Raw genomic sequence first — 16,484 nt, 5'->3', positions numbered from 1 at the left:
TATAAAACTAACCGCTTTCTAAACCTCGATCCGACAATATAAAAAAAAGTTAAAGTTAGCCGCTTTCTCCCTAAAAAAAGCTAGAATGTTTCATCTTTTTCTTCTTCTAACCAGGCAACGCTTACCGTGAAGCGGGCAGAAGGCTGGGGGATCGGGTTTGTTTGGTTTCGAGAAGGAACGGAAAGGTATGTGGATAAAGCTCTGGTTACGGCTTATGGATTTCACCTAACTTATCAGCCTTAAAGAGGATTTACACATAAATTTCTTACAGTTAACTCAAAGTATGTACATAGTGTCTTTACTAAGATTTTGCACACCTTGTGTGTTACGGGAATTTATTCATTAAAGTTAAGTTCAACGGCACTGGCTGCCAAAAGCTAAAAACTTTGTGTGATTTGTCTAGTTGCTTAGGGCGCTTACAGCTAATCTGATTTCCAAATTGCTCAAAAAGCAAAATGGGTGATTCAAGAGCTTAACAAAAGTTTAAAAAAAGATAGTAATCAAGAATTTCATGACTTTTCATCTAAAAGGAGAGCGGTTTACCGAGAAAATAGAGACGGCACGCCAACGCGCAGCGGCGTTACAGCAGCGTGTCACCGAATCGCCTCAGCAACAGCCACAGCTGCTAGCGGGATCGCTGGAAGAATTAAAAACCGCTTTGGAAGAATTACACGTAGCCGAAGAAGAACTGCGCCAGCAGAATGAGGAGTTGTTAGGGGCGAGGGGAGCATTGGAATCGGAACGCCAGCGCTACCTAGACCTATTCGAGTTTGCTCCAGACGGCTACCTGGTAACAGATGCGGCGGGAACGATTCGGGAAGCCAACCGCGCCGCCGCTGAGCTTCTCGGTATCTTGCCCACTTACCTAGTGGGCAAACCGCTAATCATATTTGTGCCTGAAGAAGCTCGTCGAGCCTTTCGTTCCCAACTGACTCAGGTGCCAAAATTAGGCTTAGTTCAGGAGTGGGAGGTGCGACTAAAATCGCGTCAAGGCAAACTCTTTAATGCTGCGCTGACTGTCGCCAGCGTCCCAGATAAGCAAGGTAAGGGGTCTTCCCTGCGCTGGATGCTACGTGATATCACCGCCCGCAAGCAAGCGGAGGAGAAAATTCGCTATTATCATTTACAAAATTTGCGCCTTCAAGAAGAAGTCCGGCTGAAGTCGCAGTTTTTGGCGCTGATGTCCCACGAACTGCGGACTCCGATGAATGCGATTCTAGGCTTTACGCAATTGCTGATGCGCCAAGCTCAGCATCAGCTGGGCCAAAACCAAATACATATGCTGGAGCGCATTTTTAATAGTGGCAAACACCTACTCAAACTGATTGAGGATATTCTGGACTTCTCTAAGCTAGAGGCGGGAAAGCTGGAATTAAATTTGGAAGAATTTGACTTAGTCGAGCTAGTCACGCAAACGGTGGAAGAACTCCAGAGCTTGGCTCAGCAGAAGCACCTGGAAGTACATATTCACGTTAGTCTTGATAATCCTTGTGTTGTGAATGACAGTAATCGCGTGCGGCAGGTGTTGGTTAATCTTCTTTCCAACGCGATTAAGTTTACCGATTCGGGTAGCATTACTGTGGATGCTTGCGAACCGACACCCGACCAAATTGCGATCGCGGTCAAAGATACAGGCATTGGGATCGAGGAGTCGGAAATTCAGCAAATTTTTCAAGAATTTCGACAACTCAGTCAAAGCCTGACGCGCACTCATGGGGGTACGGGTTTAGGGCTTGCCATTACTGACCGATTAGTTCGCATGATGGATGGGAAAATACAGGTGGAAAGTCAGCCGGGAGAGGGTTCAACTTTCCGCCTAGAGTTGCCCCGTGAAGTCACATCAAGCTCTAATACTGCTGTAATCGTGTGATAACTCCCCATCTAGAGAAAAAAGTGCCTCTCCAAACCTCTCCCCAAACCCCTCTCCGAAACGGAGAGGGGTTTTGAATATTTCTCTTGAATATTGCTCCCCTTCCCGATTCCAGGAAGGGGTTGGGGGTTAGGTCTGGCAGCTTTAGCGTGAATCCCTAGCGTTGATTCCACGCTAAAGCTGCATCTCCAACTGCTTTGTCTACCGTTTTTTCCCCTAACATTGCTGCTTGCAAATTCTCATAAATTGCCTTCTGCAACTTGTTGAGATCCTTCATCGCCGGGACTAAAACCTCTGCCGATGTCAATTGGCTGGCACTAATGACGCGAGCTTGTTCTACTGGCGACACCTTCGGATTACTGGCTATCTGGCTTTGGTACTCTTGCACTGCCTGAACTGTAGACGGCAACACGTTCGCCGCCTTAGCAAAAGCCAGCTGATTTTGATCGTTGGTGACAAATAAAGCAAATTTGAGGGCGTCATCCGGATTTGGAGTGTCGCGGGGAATCACCAGATTCATCACCGCTACATTCTTTTTACCCGTTTCGCCGGTAATCTGGGGTGCCGCAGCGGAGACTTGCGCGATCGCTGGGGCGTTCTTCTCAATCGTCGCCATAAACTCTGCGCCCGTTGCTAGCACCGCCGTCTCACCTGCTTGGTACAGTTCAATTGCACGTCGATGCCCTTGTGTCAATACTTCCTGGGGCAACAGCTTCTTCTGGTAAAGGTCTACCCAATACTGAAACGCCGCTTTCCCGGCGGGTGTATTAAAAGCCGCCTCTCCATTGGCATCCACCAATTGAACCCCCATCTGCACCATCGATTCCAGCACCTCAGCCGAATCTTCTGGAACTAGGGTTGCAAAAAACGCATACTTGCCGGTTTTTTCCTTAATTTGTTGAGCAACTTGTGCCAGTTCGGCATAAGTCGCCGGAGGTTTGCTTACCCCAGCGGCTTTAAACAAATCCTGGTTGTAAATCGTCACCCGCGTCGTTAAATACCAGGGAAGTCCAAAACTTTGGTCGCTGAGCGTGCTAGCCTTCCATATATTAGGTAGATATTGCTGACGCACCGCCTGGGGAACTTTAGTATCTAAATTCAACCAAGCATTGCGCGACGCCAACTGAGAGGCAAAGTCCGGATTGAGGTTCGCGACATCGGGTGCTGTTTTTGCCGAAACCGCGGTCAGGATTTTGCTTTCCATCGCACTCCAGGGTACATCTACCCAGCGGACTTTGACGCCGGTATTTTCGGCTTCAAAGTTGGCAATCAGTTTGTTGAAATACTCAGTAAACTGCGGTTGCAGCTGCATCGTCCAGAACTCAATTTCCCCTTTTCCGGATGGGGCAGATCCAGGGCTACAGCTGATAACCCAGCTGAAAATGAACCCCAATAGGGTACAGATGCCCAATCGTCTCCAGGTTTTCCTACGGATCATGTAAATTGCAATTCCACTTTCAGCGCTAGCAGTAACCCAGCTAGCAGTAACTCATCCTACCTGATGAGGTATATCTAATGGTACGGAATCTATCAGGGTGTATTTTTGTCTCTACCGATGTGTTTGTCAGCTAGATTGGGTACCATGAATCTGTCTCTATTTCCCTATACGCAATCTCTCTTACCTAACTAAAGTTTCTATGGCTGCTCCCCTCAGCAAACCTAAAGATATGTTCACCCGATTTAAAGGATTATTATCGAAACGTACCAAAGGAATTGGTATAGAAATTGCCCCTGAACGAATTAATATTGCTCAGCTACGCAAGCAGGGACAAGGATTCAAATTAACAATGCTGTCCTCGAAAGAAGTTCCGGAAGGGGTTTTTCAAGAAGGCAAGATTATCGATGCCCCAGCTTTAGCAGAACTGATTAAGGAAGCGATCGCTGAAAGTAAGATAAAAGTCCAGAACGTCGCCACTGCCGTATCGGGTCGCGAAGCCGTGGTGCGCGTTATCCCGGTGCCTGCGGAACTTGATGACAAAGAGTTGCGGGAAATGGTGTTGGATCACGAAGCCGGTCTCTACTTGCCTTTTCCACGGGAGGAAGCAGATGTAGACTACCAGAAGCTGGGATTTTTCACCGATGAGGATGGAATTGAGAAGGTGCAGGTGCTGCTAGTTGCCACCCGCAAGGATGTGACAGATACCTATATCGAAACCTTCCGCGAAGCTGGATTAAAAATCGATGTGTTAGAGATTAGCAGTTTTTCTCTGATTCGGACGATTCGAGAGCAGTTGCGGCAATTTGGTCCTCAAGAAGCTGCCGTTTTGGTAGATATTGAGTTCGACAGCACCGAGATTGCCATCATCGTAGATGGGGTGCCACAATTCTCGCGCACCGTGCCGATTGGGACGTATCAACTACAGAGTGCCCTCAATCGGGCGATGAATTTACCGACATCGAGAAACACTGAAATCCTGCAAGGGATGACAATTCCCAACACCCCCGTCGATAATGTCCGCACAGGTGCAACAGGGATCAATCCCGGTATGGCGGCTTTGGTTAGAGTATTGGGAGAGCTTGCCGACGAACTGCGTCGTTCTATCGATTTTTATCTAAATCAGAGCGAAAATTTAGAAGTGGCGCAGCTGCTACTCGCTGGGCCAGGAGGAGGAATTGGACAACTGGATGAATTCTTCACGCAACGGTTGAGCTTGCCAACGACACAAGTAGACCCAGTTGCGGCCCTTTCCTTGGAGGTGATAGAGGAAATTTCACCAGTGCAAAGACCGGGATTGGGAGTGGTATTGGGATTAGGACTACGAGAGGTTTAAAGCGATGTATAGCCTAGATATTAATTTTCTTAAGGATCGCCCGGACATCATCCGCCGCGATGTCCCCGGTGCCAAAGCTCCCTCTGGGAATAAAAACATGACGCCGCTGTTGGCGGGATTGGCAGTCGGTCTGCTGTTGCCAGCAGGAGTTGGGGCGTTGTGGTTGTTGCTGCAAAACCAAACCGAACAATTGACCGCCAAAAAAGCTCAATTGGAACAGCGGCTCAATGAAGGCAAAGCCAAAGAGCAGCAAATTCAAGCAATCAACAACGAAACTCAGGCAGTGAAAGGAGAAACGCAGGCACTCGCCAGCGTGTTTAATCAATTAGCTCCGTGGTCAGCGATTTTGCAGGATATACGCGATCGCGTGCCACCCGGTCTACAAATTACCAGCATTGAACAAACCGCTCCAGATCCAGCCACCGCCGCAGCAGCCCCTAGCCCCACTGCTGCCGCTGCCCCTCCGAGTTCTAACGTGTCAATCAAAGGGTACGCTCGCTCCTTTGATGAAGTGAACGACTTTTTGCTAACGCTACAGCGATCTAAGTTATTCGATAGCGAAGATACCCAAATTGTGGCGGCTGAGTTGAAAGACAATCAAACTCAGGTGCAACAGCCCCAGGATCAAGGAAATTCCAACGCTAGAGTAGAAATTAAATTGCCAAAAGTGGTGGAATACACCATTAAAACGAGCCTGAGCGATGCCCCGGCTTCCCAGTTACTTAGAGAGTGGGAGCGCAAAGGTGCAGTGGGATTAGCGACTCGGCTTAGAAACCTTCAGAACACAGGAGCGCTGCAAAAATGACGGTAAGTCAAGACTTTATACCATCCGATGAAGGCCAGGATGAGGCTGCCTATCCCAGTGCCTTTGGTATTACGTTCACGCCAACAGTCAGCGGTGCCTTGCTGGCAGTGTTGGGTTTAGCAGGAGCAGCTTATTTGGTCGTTAACTTGTTGTTGCCTGCGTGGACTTCTTATCAACAACTGCAAACTGATGTAGAAAACACCGAGCAGCAAATTCAACAACAGGCACAACTCCAGCAAAAAATTGATGCGGCGAAAGTAAACCTAAACAAGGCAAAACAGCAAAGAGCTGCTGTCCTTTCCATGTTTGGTAGCTCCAGAACCCTGGATACCTTAATGCTAGATATCAATCGTTTTGTTAAGGCAAGACAGGGTAAATTGACCAAGTATGAGCCAAGAAGAAACGATGCCGCTGATGCTAGCAGTAGTGACATTATTACTGATGGGTCTTTGGGGCCGGAAGTCAATGGTAAGCTCAAACGTAAGGTATACAATGTAAGCTTTGAAGGCGACTACGGACAAACCCAATCGATTCTGAGAAGTCTAGAGCGACTCCAGCAACTGCTAGTAGTAAAAGACTTGAAATCAGATTTAAAGGACGCGGCGACCAGTCAGAAAATTACGGTAAACCGGCAGGGTCAAATTGTCCCCACTGGCAAACCAAAAGAGCGAACCTTGATTAACACCTCTTTTAGGTTAGAGGTGCTGCTGCCATTATCGGAGCAGGAAGCGAAAGAGGCGGCGGCAGCAGCAGCGGCAGCAGCAGCGGCAGCTCAACCACCCCAGTAGGAGACAGCAAGTAGGTGTCGAGAATTCGACCTGAAAGCTGTTCAGGTGCAAAAATTGCTTTTGTGTGAGGAGGAAACGGTGAAACAGCTATCAATATTGGGTGGAATCTTGCTCGGTTCAGCACTGGTTCTACCCGGAACACAACGGGTCTTAGCAGCTGCCACGCAAGTAACCGCTGTGCAACTCAATCCCACGGATAATGGTGTTGAAGTGATGCTAAAGACATCTGAGGGCGATCGCTCCGGCAAGGACACTGTCCTACGCCCTCAGATGTTCACACTCAGCCGTGGCAATGAGTTAACGGCAGATGTGCTGAATGCCCGACTGAGCTTACCTGAGGGAGACAGCTTCCGTCAGGAAAATCCGGCTCCTGGCATTGAGTCAATCGTCGTGAGCCAGCGGGAGGACAATAGTGTCCGAGTAACAGTCAGCGCAGCTAACAGCAAACCGACCGGGCAGATTAGCCAGAACAAGGAAGGGGGAATCACCTTAAACGTTAACTCTGTTGCACCGCCGACTGAAGCAACACCGCCGACGCTCTCCTCCCAAGCACCTGTTAATTCTTCTCCTACTGCACCTGCACCAACGGCACAGACACCACCGACTCCAACCCGACTCGCTCAAACGCCAGTTCCGGGCGGTGTATTCCCCCAAACGCCACCCGGTCAAATCCCTCAGGTTCCAGCACCCAGTGGCATAACTCCTGCGCCCGGTCTACCAGAGGTTCAGCCTCAACCAGTCATCAACCCGCCAAACCCAGATGTTCTGGTGCCAAACCCGCGCATTACCATTGACGGAGTTCCGGCTCCAGCGGCGGGGACAGTGCAACCCGTCAGTCCGGCACCGCCTTTCTTGCCGAGAGCGATCGCGCCCCCAGTCGGCGATATTACTACCTCCAACACCAATGCTGCCCCCGCTGTCATCGATCTCGGTACAGCTGAGCGCGTACCCCGCTTAGTGTTGCGGGATGCTCCCGTCCGAGAAGTTTTAGGGCTGCTTGCCCGTTCGGCTGGTCTCAACCTTGCCTTTACGGGAGGCGCGGCAGCAGGCGGGACTCCGGGGCAACCAGCAGCCGCTCCTGGCCCAGGTGGTGCTACCGAGGGGGGACCTACGATTTCCCTGGATATCGAAAATGAGCCAGTTCAAGATGTCTTCAACTACGTCCTTCAGCTGAGCGGTTTAGAAGCCAACCGAGTTGGACGAACAATTTTTGTGGGTGCCAGACTGCCCGACGATGCTCGAAATATCATCACGCGCAGCCTGCGACTCAATCAAGTCCCTGTCACGGCTGCGGCAAACTTCTTGACGACCCAAGGGGCAGAGACGCAAATCCCTACAGAGCAAATTCAAATTCAGACCATTGGAGAGGGAGCCGCTGCGCGAACTGTAGAAATCAGAACGCCAAGCATTTTAGCACTGAGAGCTACTGAGGGAAATGCCCCTTTACTACTCAAAGGGTTAGCAGTATCAGCCGACGAGCGACTCAATGCCATCACCCTGGTTGGTTCTCCTCGCAAAGTTGAAATTGCGACAAACCTCTTGACCCAGTTAGATGCCCGTCGTCGCCAGGTGGCAGTGAATGTCAAGGTCGTTGATGTCAACCTATTGAACACCAAGGACTTTAACACTAGCTTCTCCTTCGGGATCGGGGATAGCTTCTTCAGTGTTGACCAGGGAGCAGCAGCCTTTAATTACGGCGGTGTCAGACCCCCGACAAACCAGCAGGTGACTACGAGTCAGGTTAGCCCACCTATTATCCAGAATCCATTTAGCGGAGCCAATGTTTTCCTCGATCCAAACAATCCCGTAAGCATTCCGGGAACTTCACCCGGTACCATCATAGTGGGTCCAAATGGTGTTCAAAGGGTGCAAAATGCAGGCGCTGGGCTTTTTCCTAGACCTTTTGTGAACTTAAATAATCCGCTACAGGGTGGTTTCATCACCGTTACTCCAGCTACAGACAATATCATTACTCAAACCGTTGACCCCGCTACTGGAAGGGTAACATCAACTGCAACAGCAGGAACCGTTGGGACGGTTACGGCAGCTCTCCCTTCCCTATTGCAGTTCCCTAGCCGGTTCTTATCCTCATTGCGGGCGCAGATTCAAAGCGGCAATGCCAAGATTTTGACTGACCCGACTCTGGTTGTCCAGGAAGGACAGTCGGCTACCGTAAACTTGACTCAAGAGGTTGTGGGTAATATTCGGCGGGAAACGGAAACAACTGAAAATACGACGAATACAACCGTCACCGCAGAAATTAAACAGGCAGGTTTAATCCTCAATATCAGAGTCGAGCGAATTGACGATAATGGTTTCGTCACTTTAGCGGTAAATCCCACCGTAACTGCGATTGGCGGTCAGCAAAATATAGTCGTTGGTGATGATGTCAACCAAATCGCTTTGCTGACGGTGCGTAACCTGAACTCTGGACAACTTCGCCTGCGAGATGGTCAGACGCTGATTCTGTCGGGGATTATTCAAGATTCAGAGCGAACGACCGTATCCAAAGTGCCAATTTTGGGCGATATTCCGCTGCTGGGTGCCTTGTTTAGAAGTACCAACAAGGTGAATCAACGGCAAGAGGTAATCGTGTTGCTGACTCCTCAGATTATCGATGACTCGTCCCGTTCCGCGTTTGGCTACAGCTACACCCCAGGACAAAATGCGCGTCAGATATTGGAGCGTAAGTAAGGGGCGTAAGTAACAAGTAGCGCTCGCTTGAGCCTTGAAGAGACAAAACACAACTTCCCCCTGTTCGACTTCCGACAGGGGGCTTATTTGTGCCCTAGACGGAGTTTTTGCCTAGGAAACTAGGTTGTGCAACTCTTAAAAAGTGCCCGTTGCCGAAAAATTAATCAAAAAACTCTTCAAATCTACATAACTTAAAGCTTTCGACGATCCATATCCAGCACGCAGACTTTAGAATAATGCAGTGAAACTTCGAGACAGCGAGAGTTTCAGCTTTTTTGAGGCTAAATTGCCCTCAAAGGCTCGTGTCTAAAGCCCCGATTGGGACTTTAGAGCTAGTCATAATCACGCCCGTACAAACCATTTGGAGTGACTAAACATGAATAAAGGTGAATTGGTTGATGCAGTGGCAGACAAGGCTTCTGTCACTAAGAAGCAAGCAGATGCTGTTTTGACGGCTGCCTTGGAAGCTATCATGGAAGCTGTTTCTTCTGGCGATAAGGTGACTTTGGTGGGATTCGGCTCTTTTGAATCGCGGGAACGCAAAGCCCGCGAGGGTCGCAATCCTAAAACTGGGGACAAAATGGAAATCCCCGCAACGAAGGTTCCTGCATTTTCTGCGGGTAAGTTGTTTAAAGAAAAAGTTGCGCCCGAAGATTAACCACTTATCCAAAGCGGCAATCATCCTTGACTCGGCCTGTTCACGGGGGTAACTTAGCCTGGGCAGCTGCACTGGCAGGCTGTTCCCCCGACCTCATTGTTGATTTTTCTGCCAGTATTAACCCGTTGGGGCCTCCCCAGTCGGCACTCGCGGCGATTGGGGCACATCTAGAGCGCTTACGTGCCTATCCTGACCCAGATTATGCCGAGTTGCGGGTGTCTCTGGGTCAGCTGCACCAACTCCCGGCAGACTGGATTCTGCCTGGGAACGGCTCGGCAGAGTTACTAACCTGGGCAAGTTGGGATTTATCAGAACTGACGGGAACGTGTCTGGTGACACCAGCATTTGGCGATTACTGGCGGGCACTCCGGACGTTTAGCGCCAACGTACATGAGTGCCCGCTTCCCGATTTTCGAGCTTCGATTTTGGATTTAGAATTCCCAATCCAAAATCCAAAATCCAAAATCCAAAATCCCACTGGTCTACTGGTGAATAACCCGCACAATCCCACGGGTCAGATGTTTTTCAGAGAGACTCTGATCCCTTATCTGGAGAAATTTGCGCTGGTGGTGATGGACGAAGCCTTTATGGATTTTCTACCGCCTTCCCAGCAGCAAAGCCTCATTCCAGTGGTGCAAGACTACCCAAATTTGGTGATTCTGCGATCGCTCACCAAGTTCTACAGTCTGCCAGGGCTGCGCTTAGGTTATGCGATCGCTCACCCAGACCGTCTGCGTCGCTGGCAACAATGGCGCGATCCTTGGCCCGTCAACATCTTAGCCGCAGCCGCTGGTGTCGCTGTGGTACAGGATACACAATTTCAACAGGAAACCTGGGATTGGTTGGAACCGGCAAAGTCCCACCTGTTTCAAGGTTTGGCGCAAATACCGGGATTGCAACCGCTACCGGGTGCTGCTAACTTTTTGCTGGTTGAGTCAGAACAACCCAGTTCGCAAGTACAGGAAAAACTTCTCAAGCAGAGTAAAATTCTGATTCGTGACTGCTTGAGCTTCCCAGAATTGGGCGATCGCTATTTCCGAGTCGCCGTGCGTTCCGAAGTTGATAACCAGCGCCTAATCGACGGTCTAGCAGCAATTTTGTAATGGCTAATCGCTAATGGCTAATTGTTCATTTTTCCGATTAGCCATTAGCAATCAACACATTAGCAATTAACAACTGACAAAGAACAAATCATGGCAGTTGAGTACGACTTAGTCGTAATAGGCGGCACGGAGGCAGGGCGTCATGCCGCAATTGCTGCTGCCAACCTGCAAGCCCGCGTCGCCTTAGTCGAACCCCAGCCACCTTCTGAGAGACGCTGGCAATCGTCCTTACAGTTAGGGTCTCTCTATACCAAAGCTTTGACTCAGGTTAGGCGAGTGATTCACCCGCAAAGTGACTTCAATCGATTTGGTGTCCCCTGGGATCTGGCTGATTCTACAGAACAGCAACCCGTTCCAGGGGGGCGATTGACTGAGGCAATCCAGTGGGCGGATGGCGTCCTCTCCACTTTAGAAGAACAACATTCCCCAGCGATTTTGGCTTCTTTGGGCGTTGATGTCATTGTTGGGGAAGGTGAATTTTGCCGTAAACCTTACCTCGCTTTTGTCGTCAACGGACGGAGATTGCGATCGCGTGCCTACCTGATCGCCACGGGTTCTCGTCCGGGGATTGCAGCAATTGACGGACTCGAAGCTACTGGCTATCGGACGCCGATAGATATTTGGCAGCAATCCCCCGAACAGATAGCTGTAGACGCATCTCCTCGCCCCTGCTGGGTGGTTATTGGCGGTGGCGCATCTGGCACCGAACTGGCGCAGACTTTATCTCGGTTGGGCGCTGATGTCACCCTGGTGGTACGCAGTTCCCACATTCTGCCGAAAGAAGACCCAGAAGCGGCGAGAGTGGTGCAAGCACAGCTAGAAATTGAGGGCGTCCGCGTCCTGACTCAAATAGAGGTGACGCAAGTCAAACAAATTGACGGCAAAAAGTGGGTTCTCGTTGGCAACAAAGCGATTGAAGCCGATGAAATTGTGCTATGTACTCGACCGCAACCGAATGTCACAGCTTTAAACTTGGAAGGCGTTGGCGTCAAGATGAATCGGCGTGGGATGGAGTTGAACGAGAAACTGCAAACAACGAATCCCCGTATTTACGCTTGTGGTGACGTTGCTGGGGGTTATCAAGCTGCCCACATTGCTCGGTACGAAGCCAGCATTGCCCTCAAAAATGCCTTGTTTGCGCCTATTTTCAAAGTAGACTATCGCGCCATTCCGACAGGTGTTTTTTCGGAACCGATGCTGGGGCGGGTTGGCTTAACCGAGGCGCAAGCGAGACGTCAGTACGGTAAAGATGTCTTAGTGTTGCGACAATATTTCAAGGCAGTGGCAGCAGCCCAGATATTAGGGGAAATCACGGGATTTTGTAAAATTCTGGTGCGTCGCAATGGAGAAATTCTAGGAGCAACGCTAGTGGGGATGGAAGCGGGTGAGTTAATCGGGGCGATCGCTCTCGCTATGCGACAGAAAATAAAAGTGGATGCTCTCAGTCAGCTGCCTGCGATTTCCCCCACCTTATCAGAAATTATTCAGCAAACTGCTAACGAGTGGCACCGACAACGACTCTGGAAAAATACCCGATTGGAAGACTTCTTAGAAGGTTTTTTTAACTTCAGGCGGTCTTGGTCTTCCTAATCATATAAAGTTTATTTTGGCAAGCTATGGAGCTAATTTTGCCTTTTTGGCTCGGTTTTCCAAATACCATTGAGCGATCGCCGGTGTCCATTGTTCAAAATGAACCCAGAGCAATTCGCAAAACTTTTGCGCTTCAAGTTGAGCATCTTTTTTCCATCTCAAGTCTAATAGATGCATGAGCGATCGCACATTACAACTCAGCACAAAATGCTGTCTGGCATCAAAAGGAATAATTCCTCTAGCGTGTTCTTCTGAAAGTCCTTCATCTATGCGTTTTTTATAATGTTTGCAGGCATCTTCGCACCATTGCAAATCAGCCTGACGTTGTTCCTCCGAATACAAATAGCGTTTTCCCTGACGGTTCGTATAGTTACCAACCGGACGTAAATAGAAAGCTTCTTCTATATCTAATTTGCCCTCTACAACATCAACAATTCTCTGTCCGGTATAACGGAAGGATTGTACATCAAAGCTTACGCCCACGCGATGAGTGCGGAGTTGCTGCATCATCGAATGCGGGAAATAACCCACATTAACAGTAATTTGAGGATGTTCTAGAGGGCCGTAATGTCCGCGATCGCCTGATAATAAATGTTTAATAATCAGTTCGCCGCTTCGCTCCTCATCAGGCCAGCGATCGCAACTATTCCAAACCAACTCTTCGGAGTAATCTTGATGCATTGCTGCCCAAATAACTTGTTGGGGATTCGGCGTGGCAGCAACTACCTCAACACGAAAATATTTCACCTGAGTATTTCCTTATATTCGTGCTATAACAATTTTTTCCGGCTGATCTTGATATTTACCCTGACGAGATTCATAGCTCACCTCGCAAGGTTTACCCTCAAAAAATAGCAGTTGCACAATTCCTTCATTGGGATAAATACGGCAATCTGCATTTGATGAATTAGAAACCTCTAGGGTTAAATGTCCTCTCCAACCAGCCTCAGCAGGCGTTAGATTGCAGATGATCCCGCATCGTGCGTATGTACTTTTTCCAATGCACAATACAGTAATATTTTCAGGCACTTCTAGTCTTTCTAATGCCACGCCTAATCCATAGGTATGAGCTGGCAGAATGAAATAGCTACCATTCGCATCGGTATGGAGTTTTGTCGGCTCCAAATTTTCAGGATTAAAGTTTTTGGGATCGACGACTGTGCCAGGAATATGCCTGAAAATGTGGAATTCCACAGGCGAGAGCCTGATATCGTAACCAAAGCTGCTCAGACCAAATGAGATAACAGGTAAGTCGTCCACACGACGAACTAATTTAGGCTCAAAGGGCGAAATCATACCCTTTTGAGCCATTTCGGTAATCCAGATATCGTTCTTAATCACAGGTTCACAAGTAATCCCAACCGGAATACTAGGATAACGTGAAGTGTATTCCTTAGGGTCGGTGACTACGACGTATTTCAGTAATTTGGTCGGCGACATCCAGAAGTGCTTGGGGCATTTCTGGGCCAGTCAAAATGATATCTACATGAGCAGGGCGTTTTTCGAGCAGCGCGAGTACCTCGGATTCGGGAATTAAGCCAAAGTTAATCGCTAAGCTCAATTCATCCAGAACGACGAGGGAATATTTGCCTTCGGAGATTACTTTTTGGGTATGCTGCCAAAGCTGGAGTAAAGAGTGAGTTTCCGCTTCGTCGAGGTGTGGGGTATCGATGCAACGGGGTAAGTCGCAACGAACCCAATCTAGATTTTGCCCTAAGCGCATGGGATGCTCGTGTCCCTGATTGATTCCGCCTTTGAGGAACTGAATCACTAAAACTGAGGTTCCTTGACCGGCAATTCGCAGCGCTTGCGCTATCACTCCGGTAAAAAAGCTGCGGTGAGCGCCGGTAAAAACTTGCACCAGTCCTTCAATAGTGGGGAGCAGGCGACGATCTGAATGAAGCGCTGGGGTTTCTAGCTGGGCAACCATAAGGCAAAGTTTAATCGTGAGGAATCTTGAAGAGCGAATCGCTTGCCCCAGAAGAGTTGGGTTGGCAAACGATATGTAGTGTATTTTTTTATTTTGCCTCATAATCAAACACTAGATATATCCATCCGTCAAGCCCGTTAAGTGCTGACTATCCTGTATTAGTTCTTGTATTAGTTCTTGGCTTCGTCAGTCTCGCTGAGCGACCGATCAATGGCAAAATAGCCAGCATAGGCTTGGTTGAAAGCTGGATCAAAGTTCAGCTTCCGGCGATGCTTGATTCAATCACAGCAGGAGCAAGGTGCCGTGAGACTAATAATTCTAGGAGGGCCTGGGGCAGGTAAGGGAACGCAGACTGCATTGCTATGCAGTCACCTGGGGATTCCTGGAATTTGCACGGGCGACATTTTGCGGCAAGCGATCGCATCCCAATCTCCCCTCGGTGTCCAAGCACAATCCTATGTAGAAAAGGGTGAGTTAGTGCCCGATGCCCTGATGATCGAATTCATGCGCCAGCGTCTCCAACATCCGGATATCAAGGCTGGATGGCTGTTAGATGGCTATCCGCGTACTGCTTTTCAAGCAGAAGAATTAGATTTTTTGCTGGAAGATTTGGGACAACATCTAGATTGGGCAATTTGGCTAGAGGTGCCAGAATCAGTGTTGATAAGCCGTTCCCTAGAGCGATCGCGTCCAGACGATCAACCAGAAATCGTACAACGCCGCCTCGAATTATTCCAAGAACGCACAATTCCCATCCTGGAATACTACGAACATCGCCAACGGTTGTTGACTGTCAACGGAAACCAAACCCCAGAGCAAGTGCAGCACAATATTTTGTGCAAAAACTTGGTGGCGAGAGCGGAGTAATACAGGGATTCTTCCTCTGCGTTACTTTGCGTTTACCTTAGCGTTCCTCTGCGTTAAAAATACAAGGATTATCTGGATGCAGCAGAGCGGTTTTGTTCCAGAAAATGACCTAGTAAATAAAGTGAACCGCACAAAACTAATAAACTTTCTGGAGAAATCGCAGCTTCTAATCCAGCCGTGAGATCCGGGTAGGTGCGACAATCGGCTAATTCTGGGCAGATATTTTGAGCCAAGGTAGCTAAATACTCTGGATCGGCGGAACTATGATCCGGGACGGGGACTAAATACAAGCGATCGCCCTTTCTAAGTAATGCACTAAAAATATCCGCATGATCTTTCGTAGAAAGCATCCCCATCACCCAATGGATCGGCGATTTTTCTAGGGTATCGACATATTGACGCAATGCGATCGCAGCGGCTGGATTATGGGCACCATCGATTAATAACCGATGATTTTGCCAACTTGTCCACTGAAGACGCCCAATCCATTGAGTTTTTGCCATACCAGAAGCGATCGCTGCTTCTGAAATTTCCCAACCTTGTGAGGAGAGAATTTGGAGAGATGCGATCGCTAACGCCGAATTATTCAGCTGAATATCTCCCAATAACGGCAAAGGATACTTTATCCCCTGATACTCCACCCTTCTTTCTTCTCTTTGCGTCCTTGGCGTCTTCGCGGTTCTTAACTCCACCGCTGGTTCAGCCCAAACAACCGGACAACCCAGTTCAATAATCCGCTGCTGTACCACCGCCCTTGCCTCCTCTGGCAACTGTCCCACGACAGCAGGACATCCCGGCTTGAGAATCCCGGCTTTCTCTCTAGCAATATCCGCTAAAGTAGGGCCAAGATTCTGCCAGTGTTCTCGGCTGAGAGAAGTAATAATTGTGACGAGAGGATTAGGGCATACATTCGTCGCATCCAGACGCCCTCCTAAACCTACTTCCACCACCGCCACATCTACCTGAGCTTGAGCAAAATACAACCAAGCGGCGGCGGTGATGACTTCAAACTGCGTCGGTGACTCTTCATCTGGTTGAATAGCTGCTTGGACTTGTCGCAGCAATTTTTCTAGCGTTTCTAGCGATATCGGCTGTTCGTTTAGACAGATGCGCTCGTTCCAATCAACTAAATGAGGGGAAGTATACCGCCCCACGCGATAACCGGCTTCAGTCAGCACTGCGGAAAGGTAAGCACAAACTGAGCCTTTACCATTCGTTCCAGCAACATGAATCACTGGCACTTTGTGGTGCGGGTTGCCCAAGGAAGCTAATAATTTTTGAATGCGCTCTAAACCGAGATGAACACCAAAGCGCTGAAACGGTTGAAGAATTGAGTCGATATCCACAAGCAATCAGATACTAACTTTTTTTTAATTAAACTTAATGTTTTAGTAAATTGACTTTTTTA

Annotated in this window: 14 protein-coding genes; 9 read left to right on the top strand and 5 right to left on the bottom strand. The window is 48.9% G+C overall.

What is annotated here, in order from left to right:
• Positions 1 to 511 precede the first annotated feature (511 nt).
• Positions 512 to 1,870: an ATP-binding protein gene (locus NDI34_RS02240; protein WP_348231722.1), complete on the top strand. Its 1,359-nt coding sequence runs from the start codon at positions 512 to 514 to the stop codon at positions 1,868 to 1,870.
• A 157-nt stretch (positions 1,871 to 2,027) separates the two neighbouring features.
• Here NDI34_RS02240 and NDI34_RS02235 read toward each other — a convergent pair whose 3' ends face one another.
• Positions 2,028 to 3,308, bottom strand: a complete 1,281-nt coding sequence (locus NDI34_RS02235) for a sugar ABC transporter substrate-binding protein (RefSeq protein WP_190677014.1) — start codon at positions 3,306 to 3,308, stop codon at positions 2,028 to 2,030.
• A gap of 229 nt (positions 3,309 to 3,537) precedes the next feature.
• On the opposite strand from NDI34_RS02235, the gene NDI34_RS02230 reads away from it, so the two are divergent.
• From NDI34_RS02230 to NDI34_RS02200, 7 genes are all read left to right on the top strand, one after another.
• Positions 3,538 to 4,641: a type IV pilus biogenesis protein PilM gene (locus NDI34_RS02230; protein ID WP_190413781.1), complete on the top strand. Its 1,104-nt coding sequence runs from the start codon at positions 3,538 to 3,540 to the stop codon at positions 4,639 to 4,641.
• 4 nt (positions 4,642 to 4,645) lie between these two features.
• Entirely contained in the window at positions 4,646 to 5,446 is an 801-nt protein-coding gene (locus NDI34_RS02225; RefSeq protein WP_190413631.1) for a PilN domain-containing protein, read from the top strand.
• Complete coding sequence (locus tag NDI34_RS02220; protein ID WP_190667440.1) at positions 5,443 to 6,234, top strand: hypothetical protein; 792 nt, start codon at positions 5,443 to 5,445, stop codon at positions 6,232 to 6,234. The genes NDI34_RS02225 and NDI34_RS02220 overlap by 4 nt, the downstream gene beginning before the upstream one ends.
• 45 nt (positions 6,235 to 6,279) lie before the next feature.
• The gene (locus NDI34_RS02215; protein ID WP_348231721.1) at positions 6,280 to 8,928 is read left to right on the top strand and encodes an AMIN domain-containing protein; all 2,649 of its coding nucleotides are present in this window, start codon (positions 6,280 to 6,282) and stop codon (positions 8,926 to 8,928) included.
• A 376-nt stretch (positions 8,929 to 9,304) separates the two neighbouring features.
• A complete protein-coding gene (locus tag NDI34_RS02210; RefSeq protein WP_190413637.1) occupies positions 9,305 to 9,586 on the top strand; it encodes an HU family DNA-binding protein in 282 nt (93 codons plus the stop codon).
• Positions 9,587 to 9,612: 26 nt separating this feature from the next.
• Positions 9,613 to 10,689 (top strand): threonine-phosphate decarboxylase CobD, encoded by a 1,077-nt coding sequence (gene cobD, locus NDI34_RS02205; protein ID WP_348231720.1) that lies wholly within the window; start codon positions 9,613 to 9,615, stop codon positions 10,687 to 10,689.
• Between the two features lie 90 nt (positions 10,690 to 10,779).
• Complete coding sequence (locus NDI34_RS02200) at positions 10,780 to 12,279, top strand: NAD(P)/FAD-dependent oxidoreductase (protein WP_348231719.1); 1,500 nt, start codon at positions 10,780 to 10,782, stop codon at positions 12,277 to 12,279.
• A 24-nt stretch (positions 12,280 to 12,303) separates the two neighbouring features.
• On the opposite strand, the gene thyX is transcribed toward NDI34_RS02200, so the two are convergent.
• Genes thyX through NDI34_RS02185 form a run of 3 tightly spaced genes read right to left on the bottom strand, consistent with a single transcriptional unit; the run spans position 12,304 to position 14,209 of the window.
• A complete protein-coding gene (gene thyX / locus NDI34_RS02195) occupies positions 12,304 to 13,026 on the bottom strand; it encodes an FAD-dependent thymidylate synthase (protein ID WP_190537078.1) in 723 nt (240 codons plus the stop codon).
• Positions 13,027 to 13,038: 12 nt separating this feature from the next.
• A complete protein-coding gene (dcd, locus tag NDI34_RS02190; RefSeq protein WP_190537077.1) occupies positions 13,039 to 13,620 on the bottom strand; it encodes a dCTP deaminase in 582 nt (193 codons plus the stop codon).
• A 52-nt stretch (positions 13,621 to 13,672) separates the two neighbouring features.
• Positions 13,673 to 14,209: a P-loop NTPase family protein gene (locus tag NDI34_RS02185; RefSeq protein WP_190439959.1), complete on the bottom strand. Its 537-nt coding sequence runs from the start codon at positions 14,207 to 14,209 to the stop codon at positions 13,673 to 13,675.
• Between the two features lie 303 nt (positions 14,210 to 14,512).
• Between NDI34_RS02185 and NDI34_RS02180 the strand changes: the two genes are divergently transcribed.
• A complete protein-coding gene (locus NDI34_RS02180; protein ID WP_348231718.1) occupies positions 14,513 to 15,076 on the top strand; it encodes an adenylate kinase in 564 nt (187 codons plus the stop codon).
• A 68-nt stretch (positions 15,077 to 15,144) separates the two neighbouring features.
• Here NDI34_RS02180 and NDI34_RS02175 read toward each other — a convergent pair whose 3' ends face one another.
• The gene (locus tag NDI34_RS02175) at positions 15,145 to 16,422 is read right to left on the bottom strand and encodes a folylpolyglutamate synthase/dihydrofolate synthase family protein (RefSeq protein WP_348231717.1); all 1,278 of its coding nucleotides are present in this window, start codon (positions 16,420 to 16,422) and stop codon (positions 15,145 to 15,147) included.
• Positions 16,423 to 16,484: the final 62 nt, after the last annotated feature.

The organism is Trichocoleus sp. DQ-U1 (genome assembly GCF_039961925.1).
Classification (GTDB): domain Bacteria; phylum Cyanobacteriota; class Cyanobacteriia; order Cyanobacteriales; family FACHB-T130; genus FACHB-T130.
The sequence above is the reverse complement of the archived record's forward strand: the minus strand, read 5'-3'. Positions and strand labels throughout refer to the sequence as shown.